Annotated in this window: 17 protein-coding genes; 11 read left to right on the top strand and 6 right to left on the bottom strand. The window is 61.5% G+C overall.

The features are described 5' to 3' along the window. Nucleotides 1-68: 68 nt before the first annotated feature. From AB4P94_RS08430 to pilG, 4 genes are read right to left on the bottom strand one after another with little or no spacing between them, the layout of a single operon-like run. A complete protein-coding gene (locus tag AB4P94_RS08430) occupies nt 69-2,120 on the bottom strand; it encodes a methyl-accepting chemotaxis protein (protein ID WP_395610170.1) in 2,052 nt (683 codons plus the stop codon). Beyond that, nucleotides 2,117-2,641, bottom strand: coding sequence for a chemotaxis protein CheW (locus AB4P94_RS08425; protein WP_395610169.1), 525 nt, complete (start codon nt 2,639-2,641; stop codon nt 2,117-2,119). Before AB4P94_RS08425 ends, AB4P94_RS08430 begins: the two co-directional genes overlap by 4 nt. Nucleotides 2,642-2,653: 12 nt before the next feature. Continuing rightward, nucleotides 2,654-3,019: a twitching motility response regulator PilH gene (gene pilH, locus AB4P94_RS08420; protein ID WP_014720320.1), complete on the bottom strand. Its 366-nt coding sequence runs from the start codon at nt 3,017-3,019 to the stop codon at nt 2,654-2,656. A 46-nt stretch (nt 3,020-3,065) separates the two neighbouring features. Then, nucleotides 3,066-3,473 (bottom strand): twitching motility response regulator PilG, encoded by a 408-nt coding sequence (gene pilG / locus AB4P94_RS08415; protein ID WP_395610168.1) that lies wholly within the window; start codon nt 3,471-3,473, stop codon nt 3,066-3,068. A 239-nt stretch (nt 3,474-3,712) separates the two neighbouring features. Between pilG and gshB the strand changes: the two genes are divergently transcribed. From gshB to AB4P94_RS08380, 7 genes are all read left to right on the top strand, one after another. After that, nucleotides 3,713-4,666: a glutathione synthase gene (gene gshB / locus AB4P94_RS08410; RefSeq protein WP_395610167.1), complete on the top strand. Its 954-nt coding sequence runs from the start codon at nt 3,713-3,715 to the stop codon at nt 4,664-4,666. A gap of 77 nt (nt 4,667-4,743) precedes the next feature. Next, the gene (locus AB4P94_RS08405) at nt 4,744-5,649 is read left to right on the top strand and encodes a TonB family protein (RefSeq protein WP_395610166.1); all 906 of its coding nucleotides are present in this window, start codon (nt 4,744-4,746) and stop codon (nt 5,647-5,649) included. A 175-nt stretch (nt 5,650-5,824) separates the two neighbouring features. After that, the gene (locus AB4P94_RS08400) at nt 5,825-6,394 is read left to right on the top strand and encodes a YqgE/AlgH family protein (protein ID WP_395611311.1); all 570 of its coding nucleotides are present in this window, start codon (nt 5,825-5,827) and stop codon (nt 6,392-6,394) included. Then, the gene (ruvX, locus tag AB4P94_RS08395) at nt 6,394-6,831 is read left to right on the top strand and encodes a Holliday junction resolvase RuvX (protein ID WP_003195067.1); all 438 of its coding nucleotides are present in this window, start codon (nt 6,394-6,396) and stop codon (nt 6,829-6,831) included. Before AB4P94_RS08400 ends, ruvX begins: the two co-directional genes overlap by 1 nt. A gap of 73 nt (nt 6,832-6,904) precedes the next feature. Beyond that, nucleotides 6,905-7,411, top strand: coding sequence for a bifunctional pyr operon transcriptional regulator/uracil phosphoribosyltransferase PyrR (pyrR, locus tag AB4P94_RS08390; protein ID WP_395610165.1), 507 nt, complete (start codon nt 6,905-6,907; stop codon nt 7,409-7,411). A gap of 24 nt (nt 7,412-7,435) precedes the next feature. After that, complete coding sequence (locus tag AB4P94_RS08385; RefSeq protein WP_395610164.1) at nt 7,436-8,440, top strand: aspartate carbamoyltransferase catalytic subunit; 1,005 nt, start codon at nt 7,436-7,438, stop codon at nt 8,438-8,440. After that, nucleotides 8,437-9,708: a dihydroorotase gene (locus tag AB4P94_RS08380; RefSeq protein ID WP_395610163.1), complete on the top strand. Its 1,272-nt coding sequence runs from the start codon at nt 8,437-8,439 to the stop codon at nt 9,706-9,708. The genes AB4P94_RS08385 and AB4P94_RS08380 overlap by 4 nt, the downstream gene beginning before the upstream one ends. Nucleotides 9,709-9,843: 135 nt before the next feature. Here AB4P94_RS08380 and AB4P94_RS08375 read toward each other — a convergent pair whose 3' ends face one another. Continuing rightward, the gene (locus AB4P94_RS08375) at nt 9,844-10,272 is read right to left on the bottom strand and encodes an NINE protein (protein ID WP_395610162.1); all 429 of its coding nucleotides are present in this window, start codon (nt 10,270-10,272) and stop codon (nt 9,844-9,846) included. Nucleotides 10,273-10,521: 249 nt separating this feature from the next. On the opposite strand from AB4P94_RS08375, the gene AB4P94_RS08370 reads away from it, so the two are divergent. Next, nucleotides 10,522-11,160: a C40 family peptidase gene (locus tag AB4P94_RS08370; protein ID WP_016972951.1), complete on the top strand. Its 639-nt coding sequence runs from the start codon at nt 10,522-10,524 to the stop codon at nt 11,158-11,160. 146 nt (nt 11,161-11,306) lie between these two features. Here AB4P94_RS08370 and AB4P94_RS08365 read toward each other — a convergent pair whose 3' ends face one another. Beyond that, a complete protein-coding gene (locus AB4P94_RS08365) occupies nt 11,307-12,341 on the bottom strand; it encodes a type IV pilus twitching motility protein PilT (RefSeq protein ID WP_395610161.1) in 1,035 nt (344 codons plus the stop codon). Nucleotides 12,342-12,398: 57 nt separating this feature from the next. Here AB4P94_RS08365 and AB4P94_RS08360 point away from each other — a divergent pair, with 57 nt between their 5' ends. Genes AB4P94_RS08360 through AB4P94_RS08350 form a run of 3 tightly spaced genes read left to right on the top strand, consistent with a single transcriptional unit; the run spans nt 12,399 to nt 14,549 of the window. Next, nucleotides 12,399-13,085 (top strand): YggS family pyridoxal phosphate-dependent enzyme, encoded by a 687-nt coding sequence (locus AB4P94_RS08360; protein ID WP_395610160.1) that lies wholly within the window; start codon nt 12,399-12,401, stop codon nt 13,083-13,085. A gap of 33 nt (nt 13,086-13,118) precedes the next feature. After that, nucleotides 13,119-13,937: a pyrroline-5-carboxylate reductase gene (gene proC / locus AB4P94_RS08355; protein WP_395610159.1), complete on the top strand. Its 819-nt coding sequence runs from the start codon at nt 13,119-13,121 to the stop codon at nt 13,935-13,937. Nucleotides 13,938-13,961: 24 nt separating this feature from the next. Further along, entirely contained in the window at nt 13,962-14,549 is a 588-nt protein-coding gene (locus AB4P94_RS08350; protein WP_078739571.1) for a YggT family protein, read from the top strand. The last annotated feature ends 62 nt before the right edge of the window (nt 14,550-14,611 follow it).

Genomic DNA, 14,611 nt, shown 5'->3' with positions numbered 1-14,611 from the left:
CAGCTATACATGTGCCAGCTGGGAGATCGCTATCGCAGGCAAGCCAGCTCCCACAGTTGCATTGCATTTCAATCATCGACTTGCTTGGGCGGCGGCAAGGTGAAACCCGACACCGACCTGCGCAACTGACTGGCCATTTTCGCCAGGTTGCCGATGCTCTCGGCAGTCGCCGTCGAGCCAGAAGACGTCTGCGTGGTGATCTGCTGAATCACGTTCATGGTCAAGGAAATCTGCCCCGCCGATGACGTTTGCTGCTGCGCCGCATTCGAAATGCTTTGAATCAACGCCGCCAGGGTTTTCGAGACGCCTTCAATTTCTTCCAGCGCCACCCCCGCATCCTGAGCCAGCCGCGCGCCGCGCACCACTTCGGTGGTGGTCTGCTCCATGGAAATCACGGCTTCATTGGTGTCGGTCTGGATCGCCCGCACCAGGGTTTCAATCTGCCGCGTGGCCGCCGATGAGCGCTCGGCCAGCCGCTGCACTTCGTCCGCCACCACGGCAAAACCGCGCCCGGCATCCCCGGCCATGCTGGCCTGGATCGCGGCGTTGAGGGCGAGGATGTTGGTCTGGTCGGCAATGTCGTCGATCAGGCTGACGATATCGCCAATTTCCTGGGATGACTCGCCCAGGCGTTTGATGCGCTTGGCGGTGTCCTGGATCTGCTCGCGAATGTTGTCCATGCCGTGGATGGTGTTGTGCACCACCTCGTTGCCCTTGTTGGCGATTTCCACCGAGCGCTCCGCTACCGCCGAGGATTCCGCCGCGTTAGCCGACACTTGATCGATGGACTGGGCCATCTGGTTGATCGCGGTGGACGCCTCGGCAATCTGCTGGGCCTGATGCTCCGAAGCCTGGGCCAGGTGCATGGCGGTGGCCTGGGTGTCCTGTACCGCACCGGCGACTTGCCCGGCGGTGAGGTTGATGGTGGCCACCAGGTCGCGCAGCTGATCCACGGAATAATTGATGGAATCGGCGATGGTGCCGGTGAAGTCTTCGGTCACCGAAGCCGTCACCGTGAGGTCGCCGTCGGCCAGGTCTTCGATTTCATCGAGCAGGCGCATGATCGCGTTCTGGTTGCGCTCATTCTTCTCGGCGGTTTCATGCAGTTGGCGGTTGGTCTCGCGCACCATCACCAGGCCGATCAGGATGATTGAGGTCAACGCCAGCAGGCCCAGCACGTAGCCGCCGATGGTGTCGAAACTGCGACCGCTGGCGAGGTTTTCAAAGCCGGTGGCGAGGTGCGAGGCTTCATCGAGCAGGGTTTGCGACAGGTTGAAAATGTTGCTCGCCGAGGCACGTACTTGAAACAGCTGCGGCGAGGTTTCGAGAATTTCATCCACGGAGCCTGAGACAAACTCGAACAGCTCGGCAATTTCCGCCAGCCGCGCGCGCGCGTCGTGGTCTTCGACTTGGCTGATGCGCAGGCCGGGGTTGCCCTGGAGCATGCCGTTAAGCACCTGGCCGAAGCGGTTGGCGTCGCGACCAAAGGCGTCGGCGGCCTGCACGGCGGTTTCGTCGCCGGCCAACACAGTGTTCACCGCGCCGAGGATCCGCTCGGCCAGCAGTGATTGGCGCTGGGCCAGTGCCACCTGGCTGGCCGGGGCGCCGCGTTGCAGCAGGATGTCGACGACCTTCTCCGACTCCACCTGCAGTTGCGGCACGGTTTCGGCGAGGGTTGCGGCCACTTGGTGCAACGACAGCACGGTCTGTTCGCTGGCGAGAATCGCGTCAGTGTTTTTCAGCAGCGCCTCCCAGTCGGTCTGCACCGCGCGCATTTCGGCGCGCACTGCATTGGGCGCAGCGGGCAGGCCCGTTTCGACGTCGCCTTTTTTCAGGTAACCCCAACGCTGGGCGAAGTCGTTGCGCGCATCGCCCAGCAGCTTGAACGCGGCAGCCTTGCCGGCGGCAGCTTCAGTGGCGTTTTTGGCGATGCGCTGGGACAGCACGCGCAATTCACCGGCATGGCCGATGTACTGCTTGTCGTAGGTGGACTGGGTGTTGAGGTAGGCGAAGTTGGCGAACAGCAGCATGATGAACACGATCAACGCGATAAACAGCACGATGATCTGCGAACGGCTGCGCGACGCGGCCTGGGGTTTGGTCGGGGTGACGGTGGTCATGCGGCAACGTCCATGAAGCCTGGGGCCTGGGCCAGAGCGAAGGGGCTGAAGACCTGCCACAGCGGGTCGCCGTCGAAGCGCCCCTGAATAAACGGCGTGCCGGGGGCGGCGGTCGTCAACAGTGCGTCTTGTGCGAAATGCTGCATACCCACCACCTCGTCCACCAACAGCCCGACAAACAGGTCATCGAACTCCACCACCAGCACCCGTCGCTGTTTGCGCGCGCGGGACAGTTCCAGGCCAAGAAAACCACCCAGATCCATCACCGGCAGCAAGCGCCCACGCAGGTTGGCCACGCCTTTGACCCAGGGTTTGACGCCCGGCATCAACGTGCAACGCGGCTCGTGCAACACCTCGGCAACTTCGCCCATGGGCGCCACATACAGATGCGGCCCCAGGCGGAAGCCAATGCCGCTCCAGCGTTGCAGGCGGGTTTCCTGGGACGGCAGGTCGGCGGCCAGCAGGCGGCAGCGGCGGTCGATGTCCAGCAGCAGCTCGAAGGCGGTTTGCGACTCGGTCATGATGGCGTGCCGTCAGCCGGCCAGCACCTTGTTCAGGGTGGCGATCAGGGTTTCTTCGTCCACCGGCTTGGTCAGGTAATCCTTGGCGCCCTGGCGCGCGCCCCAGATCTTGTCGGTTTCCTGGTCTTTGGTGGTGATGATGATGATCGGGATACCGTTGGTTTCCGGCTCCTTGGACAACTGGCGGGTGGCCTGGAAGCCGTTGAGGCCGGGCATCACGATGTCCATCAGCACGGCGTCGGGTTTTTCCTGACGGGCCAGGGCCACGCCGTCCGCGCCGTTTTCGGCTTTCAGAACCTGATGGCCGTGCTTTTCCAGCATGCCGGTCAGTTTGTACATTTCGGTCGGCGAATCGTCGACGATCAGAACACGTGCCATGGTTTTCCCCACTACATTGGTCGGCGCCAGCCCTTGTGAGGCAGCGTCAGTGTGCTTGTTCTACTGCGGCGAAGGCAGGCACGTAGGCCTTGATCGCGCCCAGCAGTTCTTCCTTGCTGAAAGGCTTGGTCAAAAACTGATCGACACCCACGATACGCCCCTTGGCCTTGTCGAACAGGCCATCCTTGGAGGACAGCATGATCACCGGGATCGATTTGAACGCCGGGTTGTTCTTCACCAGCGCGCAGGTCTGATAGCCATCCAGGCGCGGCATCATAATGTCGACAAAGATAATGTGCGGGTGATGATCAACAATCCGGGCCAGCGCATCGAAACCGTCGATGGCGGTGATGACGTCGCACCCCATGTTCTTCAACAGTGTCTCGGCGGTGCGACGGATCGTTTTCGAGTCGTCGATCACCATCACTCTCAAGGCGTTGGAATGCTGTTCCATATCTGCTCTACCATCGCCACAGCGAATCGGTTTTCGGTGTGTACTGCCTGATGTCTCACAGGATGAACGCCGCAAGCCTTGGAATTCAAGGGCTGCTGCGCTGTGGCAGTCTTTTTAGCACAGTCTCCGGGCGCAATCTATCGAGCAACCGGCCCGGTGGTTTTTCCTTGACCCGCAACAGCCGCAGCGCCACTCTGACGCCACTTTTATGCGCCCTTATTTGCTAGAGGAAATCCCCCATGAGCGTTCGCGTCGGCATTGTCATGGACCCTATCGCCAGCATTTCCTATAAAAAGGACAGCTCGCTGGCCATGCTCCTGGCCGCTCAGGCTCGCGGCTGGACCCTGTTCTATATGGAGCAGCGCGACCTTTACCAGGGCGACGGCGAGGCCCGTGCCCGCATGCGCCCGCTGCAGGTGTTCGCCAACCCTGAAAAGTGGTTCGAACTTGCAGATGAGATCGACAGCCCGCTGGCCGACCTCGATGTGATCCTGATGCGCAAGGATCCGCCGTTCGACATGGAGTTCGTCTATTCCACCTACCTGCTGGAGCAGGCCGAACGCGCTGGCGTGCTGATCGTCAACAAGCCGCAGAGCCTGCGCGACTGCAATGAAAAGCTGTTCGCCACCCTGTTCCCGCAGTGCACGCCACCGACCGTAGTCAGCCGCCGCGCCGACGTGCTGCGTGAATTCGCCGCCAAACACGGCGACGTGATCCTCAAGCCGCTGGACGGCATGGGCGGCACCTCGATCTTCCGTCACCGCGCCGGCGACCCGAACCTCTCGGTGATCCTGGAAACCCTGACGGCGCTGGGCACCCAGCAGATCATGGGCCAGGCGTACATTCCGGCGATCAAGGACGGCGACAAGCGCATTTTGATGATCGACGGCGAGCCGGTGGATTACTGCCTGGCACGCATTCCGGCAGCGGGCGAGACGCGCGGTAACCTGGCGGCCGGTGGCCGGGGTGAAGCCCGCCCGCTGACAGACAAGGATCGCTGGATCGCAGCCCAGGTCGGCCCGACCCTGCGGGAAAAAGGCCTGCTATTTGTAGGATTGGACGTAATCGGTGAGAACCTCACTGAAATCAACGTCACCAGCCCGACCTGTATCCGCGAGATCGACAACGCATTTGGCACGAACATCGGCGAAATGCTGATGGCGGCCATTGAGCGCAAGCTACAAGCCAAGTGACATAGAACAGCCGGACACGCACCAACATTGCGTTATCATGCGCCACCTGTGAAACGCGCGATGTTGGTTTTTTTGTCATGACACTCCCGTCCGAACTGCCCCCCGAACTCTCCCACAGCGGCGTGCGCCCGGCTGATCGGCTCGGATTTACCCTGTTTCTCGCCGCGTTGATCCACCTTGCCTTGATCCTCGGCCTGGGTTTCACCTTTGCCGAACCCAAGCAGATCACCAAAACCCTGGAAATCACCCTCGCCACGTTCAAGAGCGAAAAAAAGCCCGAAAAAGCTGACTTTCTCGCCCAGGACAATCAGCAGGGCAGCGGCACGCTGGACAAAAAGGCGGTGCCCAAGACCACCGAAGTGGCGCCCTTCCAGGACAACAAGGTCAATAAAGTCACGCCGCCACCGGCGCCCAAGCCCGAAGTGAAGCAGGCCGCGCCCAAGGCTGCGGTGACAACCGTCGCGCCCAAACCACAAAAAGCCCCGACCCAGCGCGAGAAAACCAAGACCGAGCCGACGCCCGAGCCCGTCAAGCCGGCGCCGACCTTCGACAGCTCGCAGCTGTCCGACCAGATTTCCAGCCTTGAAGCCGAACTGGCCAACGAACAACAGCTGTACGCCAAGCGCCCGCGCATCTACCGCCTGAACGCGGCCTCGACCATGCGTGACAAAGGCGCCTGGTATAAGGACGAGTGGCGCAAGAAGGTTGAGCGCATCGGCAACCTCAACTACCCGGACGAGGCGCGGCGCCAGCAGATTTACGGCAATTTGCGCCTTTTGGTGTCGATCAACCGCGACGGTTCGCTCTATGAAGTGCAGGTGCTCGAGTCATCCGGCCAGCCGTTGCTGGACCAGGCCGCCCAGCGCATCGTACGCCTGGCTGCGCCTTTCGCACCCTTCACCGGCGACCTGAACGACATCGATCGCCTGGAAATCATCCGCACCTGGAAGTTTGCCCGGGGGGATCGGCTGTCCAGCAACTGAGGCCTCAAGAGCTGCTTTACCTGTGGCGAGGGAGCTTGCTCCCGTTGGGGCGCGTAGCGGCCCCAAAAACTGGGCCTGCTGCGCAGTCCAGCGGGAGCAAGCTCCCTCGCCACAGACGGCTGCCTACAGATGATCAGGCTTGTCAGTTCGCCCCTCCACCGCCACACTAGTGGACATGAAAAATGTCAGCCCGACCTACCTCAAGCACCAATTCCTGATCGCCATGCCCCATATGGCCGACCCGAACTTTGCGCAAACCTTGACCTATATCGTCGAGCACACGGCCAATGGTGCAATGGGATTGGTGGTCAACCGCCCGCAGGAGCTGAACCTGGCGGATATCCTTGAGCAGTTGCGACCGGAGATCGATCCGCCCGCCCGTTGCCAAAGCGTGCCGATCTACATCGGCGGGCCGGTGCAGACCGATCGCGGTTTTGTGCTGCACCCCACCGGGCCGAAATTTCAGGCCACGGTCGACCTTGAAGGCGTATCGCTGTCCACCTCGCAGGACGTGCTGTTCGCGATTGCCGACGGCGTGGGGCCCGAGCAAAGCGTGATCACCCTCGGCTATGCCGGCTGGGAAGCCGGGCAACTGGAAGCTGAACTGGCGAGTAACGCCTGGCTGACCTGCCCGTTCGACGCGGCCATCCTGTTCAACACCCCCAGTGAACTGCGCCTGGAAGCGGCCGCCGCCAAGCTGCGCGTCAACCTCAGCCTGCTGACCAGCCAGGCGGGGCACGCCTGATGGCCTTGCGCTTGATCCTGGGTTTTGACTACGGCACCAAACAGATCGGCGTCGCCGTCGGCCAGGTCATCACCGGCCAGGCCCGCGAGCTGTGCACCTTGAAAGCCCAGAACGGCGTGCCGGACTGGAACCAGGTCGAAGCCCTGATTAAAGAGTGGAAGCCTGACGCCGTCGTCGTCGGCCTGCCGTTGAACATGGACGGCACGCCCAGCGACATGTGCCTGCGCGCCGAGAAATTCGCCCGCCGCCTCAATGGCCGCTACAACCTGCCCTTCTATACCCACGATGAACGCCTGACCACCTTTGAAGCCAAGGGTGAGCGCCGTGACCGTGGCGGGCAGAAAGGCAGCTACCGCGACAACCCCGTGGACGCCATCGCCGCCGCTCTGCTGTTGCAGGGTTGGCTGGATGAAAACACGGCTTTATTTGAATCCTGACTGACGCGGCTTGCCGCGTCTTTTTACGTTTGAGCCCGGACCTTGCCTGCGCCAAGGTCCTGAAGGAGCCTGCATGAGCCTGCCGAACCCCGCCGAACTGATCAGCCAGATGGCCACAAGCCTCACGGCCCATCTGCAACAACGTGCCATCAGCGAGCCGCGCTTCATCGGCATTCGCACCGGCGGCGTGTGGGTGGCCCAGGCCCTGTTGGACGAACTGGGGAGCGACTCGCCGCTGGGCACGCTGGATGTGTCCTTCTACCGTGACGACTTCAGCCAGAACGGCCTGCACCCGCAAGTGCGCCCGTCGGCCCTGCCGTTCGAGATCGAAGGCCAGCACCTGGTGCTGATCGACGACGTACTGATGAGCGGCCGTACCATCCGCGCCGCCCTGAACGAACTGTTCGACTACGGCCGCCCCGCCAGCGTGACCCTGGTGTGCCTGCTGGATCTGGACGCCGGTGAATTGCCGATCAGCCCGGACGTGGTTGGCGCCACACTGTCGCTGGAAGCCCATCAGCGGGTAAAATTGTCCGGTCCTACGCCGCTCGAACTCGAACTGCAAGACCTTGCCCTTTAAACCGCCTTGTACAGAGTCCCCGCGATGACGCCTCTAGATGCCAAGCGCCCGCTGCAGCTCAATGCTCAGGGCCAGTTGCAACACTTCTTGTCCCTCGACGGTTTGCCCCGCGAACTGCTCACTGAAATCCTCGACACCGCCGACTCGTTCCTCGAAGTCGGTGGCCGCGCGGTGAAGAAGGTCCCGCTGCTGCGCGGCAAGACCATCTGCAATGTGTTCTTCGAGAACTCGACCCGCACCCGCACCACCTTTGAACTGGCCGCCCAGCGGTTGTCGGCTGACGTGATCACGCTGAACGTGTCCACTTCATCCGCGAGCAAGGGCGAAACCCTGCTCGACACCCTGCGCAATCTGGAAGCCATGGCCGCCGACATGTTCGTGGTACGCCACGGCGACTCCGGCGCCGCGCATTTCATCGCCGAGCACGTGTGCCCGCAGGTAGCGATCATCAACGGCGGCGATGGCCGCCACGCCCACCCGACCCAGGGCATGCTCGACATGCTCACCATCCGTCGGCACAAGGGCAGCTTTGAAAACCTTTCGGTGGCCATCGTCGGCGATATCCTGCACTCACGGGTCGCCCGTTCGAACATGTTGGCCCTTAAAGCCCTGGGTTGCCCGGACATCCGTGTGATCGCACCCAAAACCCTGCTGCCGATCGGCATCGAGCAATACGGCGTCAAGGTTTACACCGACATGGCCGAAGGCCTCAAGGATGTGGACGTGGTGATCATGTTGCGCCTGCAACGCGAGCGCATGGCCGGTGGCCTGCTGCCGAGCGAGGGTGAGTTCTACCGCTTGTTCGGCCTGACCACCGCACGCCTGGCCGGCGCCAAACCGGACGCCATCGTGATGCACCCGGGCCCGATCAACCGCGGCGTTGAAATTGAGTCGGCAGTGGCCGACGGGCCGCAGTCGGTGATTCTGAATCAGGTGACCTACGGCATCGCGATCCGCATGGCGGTGATGTCCATGGCCATGAGCGGGCAAACCGCGCAACGTCAATTCGAGCAGGAGAACGCCCAGTGAAGCTCAGCATTCTCGGCGCCCGAGTCATCGATCCGGCCAGCGGCCTGGATCAAGTTACCGATCTGCACCTGGAAGCCGGCAAGATCATTGCCATCGGCGCTGCGCCCGCGGGTTTCAGCGCCAGCGAGACCATCGACGCCAAGGGTCTGGTGGCTGCGCCTGGCCTCGTCGACCTGAACGTCGCCCTGCGCGAACCGGGTTACAGCCGCAAAGGCACTATCACCAGTGAAACCCGCGCCGCCGCCGCCGGTGGCGTGACCAGCCTGTGCTGCCCGCCGCACACCAAGCCGATCCTCGACACCTCGGCCGTGACCGAGCTGATCCTCGACCGCGCCCGTGAAGCCGGCAATTGCAAAGTGTTTCCTATCGGCGCGCTGAGCAAAGGCTTGGAAGGCGAGCAACTCGCCGAACTGATCGCCTTGCGCGACGCCGGTTGCGTGGCTTTCGGCAATGGCCTGGAGAGCTTCCGCAGTACCCGCACCCTGTTGCGCGCCCTGGAATACGCGGCCACCTTCGATTTGACGGTGATTTTCCACTCCCAGGACCGTGACCTGGCCGAAGGCGGCCTGGCCCATGAAGGTGCCGTCGCCAGTTTCCTGGGTTTGCCGGGCATTCCGGAAACCGCTGAAACCGTGGCGTTGGCCCGCGACCTGTTGCTGGTCGAGCAAAGCGGCGTAAGGGCACACTTCAGCCAACTGACCAGCGCACGCGGCGTGGCCCTGATCGCCCAGGCCCAGGCTCGCGGCCTGCCGGTGACGGCGGATGTGGCGCTGTACCAGCTGATTTTGACGGATGAGGCGCTGATCGATTTCTCCAGCCTCTACCACGTGCAACCGCCACTGCGCACCCGCGCCGACCGTGACGGTTTGCGCGCGGCGGTGAAGTCCGGCGTGGTGTCGGCAATTTCCAGCCATCACCAGCCTCATGAGCGCGATGCGAAGCTGGCGCCGTTTGGTGCGACAGAACCGGGCATCAGCAGCGTCGAGCTGTTGCTGCCGTTGGCGATGACGCTGGTGGAGGACGGCTTGCTGGACTTGCCGACGCTGCTGACGCGCCTGAGCGCGGGCCCGGCCCAGGCGCTGCGCCTGCCTGCGGGCAAGTTGGCGGTGGGTTCGGCGGCGGATCTGGTGCTGTTTGACTTGGGCAGTTCAACGGTTGCCGGGGAGCAGTGGCTGTCGAAGGGTGAAAACTGCCCGTTCATCGGGCATAGCCTGCCGGCGACGGTGCGCTACACATTGGTAGATGGACGGATCAGCTACCAGGCCTAAAGCGGGCACGGTAAAAAATGTGGGAGCGGGCTTGCTCGCGAAGGCGGTGGATCAGTCGACATCTTCAGTGACTGACCCTACGCCTTCGCGAGCAAGCCCGCTCCCACATTGGGTTCTCTATAAGGTTTGAGAGACTTAGCGTCCGCCATTGCGCTCGGCATTGCGGATCGAAATCTGCGTATTCAACGTCCAGAAGTCATACAGCACCCCCACCAGGAACAAGCCGCCGGTCAGCAGATAGATCAGCCCGGTGATCCATTTGCCCTGGTACATGCGGTGCACGCCAAATACCCCGAGAAACGCCAACAGGATCCAGGCCACGTTGTATTCAATGGGGCCAGCGGTAAACCGCAGGTCCGCTTCACGGTCCATGGCCGGGATCAGGAACAAGTCGATCAGCCAGCCAATACCGAACAGACCGAAGGTGAAAAACCAGATCGTCCCGGTCACGGGTTTGCCGTAATAGAAGCGATGCGCCCCGGTAAAACCGAAAATCCAGAGCAGGTAACCGATTACCTTGCTGTGGGTGTCTTGCCCGGAATAATCCTGTCGATAGGTGTTCATGAAGGACCTCTTTTGCCTCGATAGATAAATTTTTTCATTTTCTTTGTGACTTTTTTACGGGCGCCCGACGTACGGCCAATGGTATCTTCCTTCCCGCAAAGCCTTATGCCACCTGACTTCTGTAGGACAATTGCGGCAATTAGTCGCGTTTTTCCTGAATTTGACCCCAGGGTTCAGTCGACAAACGGCCTGAAAACGCCATAAAAAGCTGTTATAAAGTTGCGCGCAAACCTAAAAGAGCCACGCCTAATGCGACCATTTTTCAAGACATGGCTAACCATCTGCCTATTAATGCCACTGGCCGCCCACGCCACCAATCGTGAGCAACGTCTTCCTAACGTTAACGGTTTCACCCCTAAAGTTCACAGCACACCCAGCACTGCCAAGTCGGTAAAGCTGACCGTCAACCGCCCGACTCAAGTGAGCAAGGCCCACGGTAAAGCACTTCACACCCAACTGGCCGTCAACACCAAGCAAAGCAGCAACGTCCTCAGCCGCGCCGTTAACGTCCTCGGTACCCCTTATCGTTGGGGCGGCAGCAGCCCAAGTAAAGGGTTCGACTGCAGCGGTTTGGTGAAATATGCGTTTAACGACGTAAAAGCCGTGGATTTGCCGCGTACCTCCAACGCCATGGCCGCCGGCCACGGCCTGAAGGTAGACCGCAAAGACCTGAAACCGGGCGACCTGTTGTTCTTCAAATTGAAGAGCCGCCAGGTCAACCACGTTGCCATCTACCTGGGCAACGACCGTTTCATCCACGCACCGCGTCGTGGCAAGGCCGTCAGCATCGACACGCTGAAAAAGCCGTTTTGGGACAAGAACTACGTGATTGCCAAGCGGGTTCTGCCGAAAGAGCAGAACAACAACCTGCGGGTTGTTCAGCGCTGATCCTAAAGGCGGCTGGCTCCCCCTTTGAAATGCAATCAAATGTGGGAGCTGGCTTGCCTGCGATGACGCTGTGCCAACCGACAAAGGTGTTGCCTGGCAGTCCGCTATCGCAGGCAAGCCAGCTCCCACACTGATTTCATCAGCCTTCAGATATCTGCGGGCACCCTCGCCTTATCCCGCGCATCTTCCCGGCTGATCAGCCCCTCGCCCACCAGCGCCTTCAAACTCATATCCAGCGTCTTCATCCCCAACGCCCCACCGGTCTGGATCGCCGAGACCATCTGCGCGCCCTTGTCCTCGCGGATCAAATTCCGAATCGCCGGCGTGCTCAGCATGATTTCATGGGCCGCCACGCGCCCGCCGCCAATCTTCTTCACCAATACCTGAGACACCACCGCCTCTAGCGACTCCGACAGCATCGAGCGCACCATGGCTTTTTCCCCGGCCGGGAAGACGTCCACCAGCCTGTCTACAGTCTTTGCGGCCGACGAGGTGTGCAGGGTGCCAAATACCAGGTGCCCGGTCTCAGCCGCCGTCAGCGCCAGGCGGATGGTTTCCAGGTCGCGCAACTCACCCACCAGGATTACATCCGGATCTTCACGCAAGGCCGAACGCAGAGCCGCTGAAAAACTGTGGGTATCCCGATGCACCTGGCGCTGGTTGATCAGCGCCGTTTTGGGCCTGTGGATAAACTCGATGGGGTCTTCCAGTGTGAGGATGTGATAACGCCGATGCCGATTGAGAAAATCGATCATCGCCGCCAGCGTCGTGGACTTGCCGGAGCCGGTAGGCCCGGTGACCAATACCAGCCCGCGCGGCAACTGGGCGATCCGTTGGAAAACCTCGCCCAGCCCGAGGCTTTCCAGGCTCTGCACTTGCGCCGGTATGGTGCGAAACACCGCTCCCATGCCACGATCCTGCTGAAACACATTGGCGCGAAACCGCCCCACTCCGGGCAGCTCGAAGGCAAAATCCGTTTCAAGAGATGTTTCGAAATCCTTTTGCTGGTGCAGATTGAGCAATGGGCTCAATAAATCCGCAACTTGCGTAGGTGAAAGTATCGGGCCGTCCAGTGGCCAGACCTCGCCATCGACTCTCAGCATCGGTACCAGGCCAGCCGACAAATGCAGGTCGGACGCGCCACGGCGCACGCCTGTCGTCAGCAATTCAGTGATATCCATAGGGCTTTCCATTTCCAGTAGAATGCCGCGGACTCCATATCCACGGGTGCAACTTGAATGTCGACGATAGCAGACAACATTGGCCTGGTTAGCCAGCGGATCCGCGCCGCAGCCCACGCCGTGCAGCGCGACGAAAGCAGCATCCACCTGCTGGCCGTGAGCAAGACCAAACCCGCCCAGGCCGTGCGCGAAGCCTATGCCGCCGGGATGCGCGATTTTGGCGAGAATTACCTGCAGGAAGCCTTGGGCAAACAGGCCGAATTAACTGACCTGCCCTTGAGTTGGCACTTCATCGGCCCCATTCAATCGAACAAGACGCGCGCTATCGCCGAGAACTTCGCTTGGGTGCATTCCGTGGAACGCCTGAAAATTGCACAACGCCTCTCCGAGCAACGCCCGGCCGACCTGCCGCCGCTGAATATCTGCATCCAGGTCAACGTCAGTGGTGAAGCCAGCAAGTCCGGCTGTACGCCCGCCGACTTGCCGGCCCTGGCAGACGCGATCAGCGCCCTGCCGCGCTTGAAGCTGCGTGGCTTGATGGCCATTCCCGAGCCGACCGAAGATCGCGCTGCGCAAGACGCAGCCTTCGCCACCGTTCGCGAGCTGCAAGCCCGTTTAAACCTGCCGCTGGACACACTTTCCATGGGCATGAGCCACGACCTTGAGTCGGCCATCGCCCAAGGCGCCACCTGGGTGCGGATCGGTACCGCGCTGTTTGGCGCCCGCGACTACGGCCAGCCGTGAAATGGCTGACTTCCATCTGAGTAAGGACCTGTCATGAGCGACACGCGTATTGCCTTTATCGGCGCCGGTAACATGGCCGCCAGCTTGATCGGCGGCCTGCGGGCCAAAGGCCTGGAAGCCGCGCAAATCCGCGCCAGCGACCCGGGCGCCGACACCCGCACCCGCGTCAGCGCCGAGCACGGTATCGAAACCTTTGCCGACAACGCCGAAGCCATTCAGGGCGTGGACGTGATCGTGCTGGCGGTCAAGCCGCAAGCCATGAAGGCCGTGTGCGAAAGCCTGCGCCCGAGCCTGCAACCGCACCAACTGGTGGTGTCGATCGCCGCCGGTATCACCTGCGCCAGCATGACCCACTGGCTCGGCGCCCAACCCATCGTGCGCTGCATGCCCAACACCCCGTCGCTGCTGCGCCAAGGTGTGAGTGGCTTGTATGCAACATCTGAAGTCACCACTGAACAGCGTGACCAGGCCCAGGAGTTGCTGTCCGCCGTGGGCATCGCCCTGTGGCTGGAACAGGAACAGCAACTGGATGCGGTCACCGCCGTCTCCGGCAGTGGCCCTGCGTACTTCTTCCTGCTGATCGAAGCCATGACCGCCGCCGGCGTGAAACTGGGCCTGCCGCAGGCAATCGCCAAGCAACTGGCCGAACAAACCGCGCTGGGCGCCGCAAAAATGGCCGTGACCAGCGATGTGGACGCCTCTGAACTGCGCCGCCGTGTGACCTCCCCTGGCGGCACCACACAAGCAGCCATCGAATCGTTCCAGGCCGGGGGCTTTGAAGCCCTGGTGGAAAAAGCACTGGGTGCCGCGGCGCATCGTTCGGCTGAAATGGCCGAACAGCTGGGCAAATAGTCGCCCCCCTACAAGGAAACAAACATGCTCGGAATCAATGACGCTGCCATTTTCATCATCCAGACCCTCGGCAGCCTGTACCTGCTGATCGTGCTGATGCGCTTTATCCTGCAATTGGTGCGGGCGAACTTCTACAACCCGCTGTGCCAGTTCGTGGTCAAGGCTACTCAACCGTTGCTCAAACCCCTGCGCCGGGTGATCCCGAGCATGTTCGGGCTCGACATGTCGTCCCTGGTGCTGGCGCTGCTGCTGCAAATCCTGCTGTTTGCGGTGATCCTGCTGCTCAACGGCTACCAGGCCAACACGGTGTTGCTGTTGCCATGGGGCCTGATCGGTATTTTCTCGCTGTTTTTGAAGATCATCTTCTGGTCGATGATCATCAGCGTGATCCTCTCGTGGGTCGCTCCGGGCAGCCGTAGCCCGGGCGCCGAACTGGTGGCGCAAATCACCGAGCCGGTACTCGCCCCCTTCCGTCGGCTGATCCCAAACCTGGGCGGCCTGGATATCTCGCCGATCTTCGCGTTTATCGCGATCCAGTTGCTGCAAAGCTGGGTGATTCCGCGGCTGGCGTACTTTGCCTACATGCCTAAAGAGCTGTTCGGCCTGATCTGACACGGCCCCAGTGGGACTTGGCTTGTGTGGGAGCTGGCTTGCCTGCGATTGCATCGCTGCGG

The organism is Pseudomonas sp. B22129, from assembly GCF_044218875.1.
Lineage (GTDB): Bacteria > Pseudomonadota > Gammaproteobacteria > Pseudomonadales > Pseudomonadaceae > Aquipseudomonas.
Note: the sequence above shows the minus strand (reverse complement) of the source record. Positions and strands in the feature narration are given on the sequence as shown.

Excerpts from the sequence above, each read along its gene's own strand:
- gshB (WP_395610167.1), top strand. The coding sequence starts at position 3,713 with ATGAGCGTTCGCGTCGGCATTGTCATGGACCCTATCGCCAGCATTTCC.
- ruvX (WP_003195067.1), top strand. The coding sequence starts at position 6,394 with ATGGCCTTGCGCTTGATCCTGGGTTTTGACTACGGCACCAAACAGATC.
- AB4P94_RS08365 (WP_395610161.1), bottom strand. The coding sequence starts at position 12,341 with ATGGATATCACTGAATTGCTGACGACAGGCGTGCGCCGTGGCGCGTCC.
- AB4P94_RS08350 (WP_078739571.1), top strand. The coding sequence starts at position 13,962 with ATGCTCGGAATCAATGACGCTGCCATTTTCATCATCCAGACCCTCGGC.
- AB4P94_RS08375 (WP_395610162.1), bottom strand. The coding sequence starts at position 10,272 with ATGAACACCTATCGACAGGATTATTCCGGGCAAGACACCCACAGCAAG.
- AB4P94_RS08360 (WP_395610160.1), top strand. The coding sequence starts at position 12,399 with ATGTCGACGATAGCAGACAACATTGGCCTGGTTAGCCAGCGGATCCGC.
- AB4P94_RS08385 (WP_395610164.1), top strand. The coding sequence starts at position 7,436 with ATGACGCCTCTAGATGCCAAGCGCCCGCTGCAGCTCAATGCTCAGGGC.
- AB4P94_RS08370 (WP_016972951.1), top strand. The coding sequence starts at position 10,522 with ATGCGACCATTTTTCAAGACATGGCTAACCATCTGCCTATTAATGCCA.
- AB4P94_RS08405 (WP_395610166.1), top strand. The coding sequence starts at position 4,744 with ATGACACTCCCGTCCGAACTGCCCCCCGAACTCTCCCACAGCGGCGTG.
- AB4P94_RS08400 (WP_395611311.1), top strand. The coding sequence starts at position 5,825 with ATGAAAAATGTCAGCCCGACCTACCTCAAGCACCAATTCCTGATCGCC.
- pilG (WP_395610168.1), bottom strand. The coding sequence starts at position 3,473 with ATGGAACAGCATTCCAACGCCTTGAGAGTGATGGTGATCGACGACTCG.
- pilH (WP_014720320.1), bottom strand. The coding sequence starts at position 3,019 with ATGGCACGTGTTCTGATCGTCGACGATTCGCCGACCGAAATGTACAAA.
- AB4P94_RS08430 (WP_395610170.1), bottom strand. The coding sequence starts at position 2,120 with ATGACCACCGTCACCCCGACCAAACCCCAGGCCGCGTCGCGCAGCCGT.
- pyrR (WP_395610165.1), top strand. The coding sequence starts at position 6,905 with ATGAGCCTGCCGAACCCCGCCGAACTGATCAGCCAGATGGCCACAAGC.
- proC (WP_395610159.1), top strand. The coding sequence starts at position 13,119 with ATGAGCGACACGCGTATTGCCTTTATCGGCGCCGGTAACATGGCCGCC.
- AB4P94_RS08425 (WP_395610169.1), bottom strand. The coding sequence starts at position 2,641 with ATGACCGAGTCGCAAACCGCCTTCGAGCTGCTGCTGGACATCGACCGC.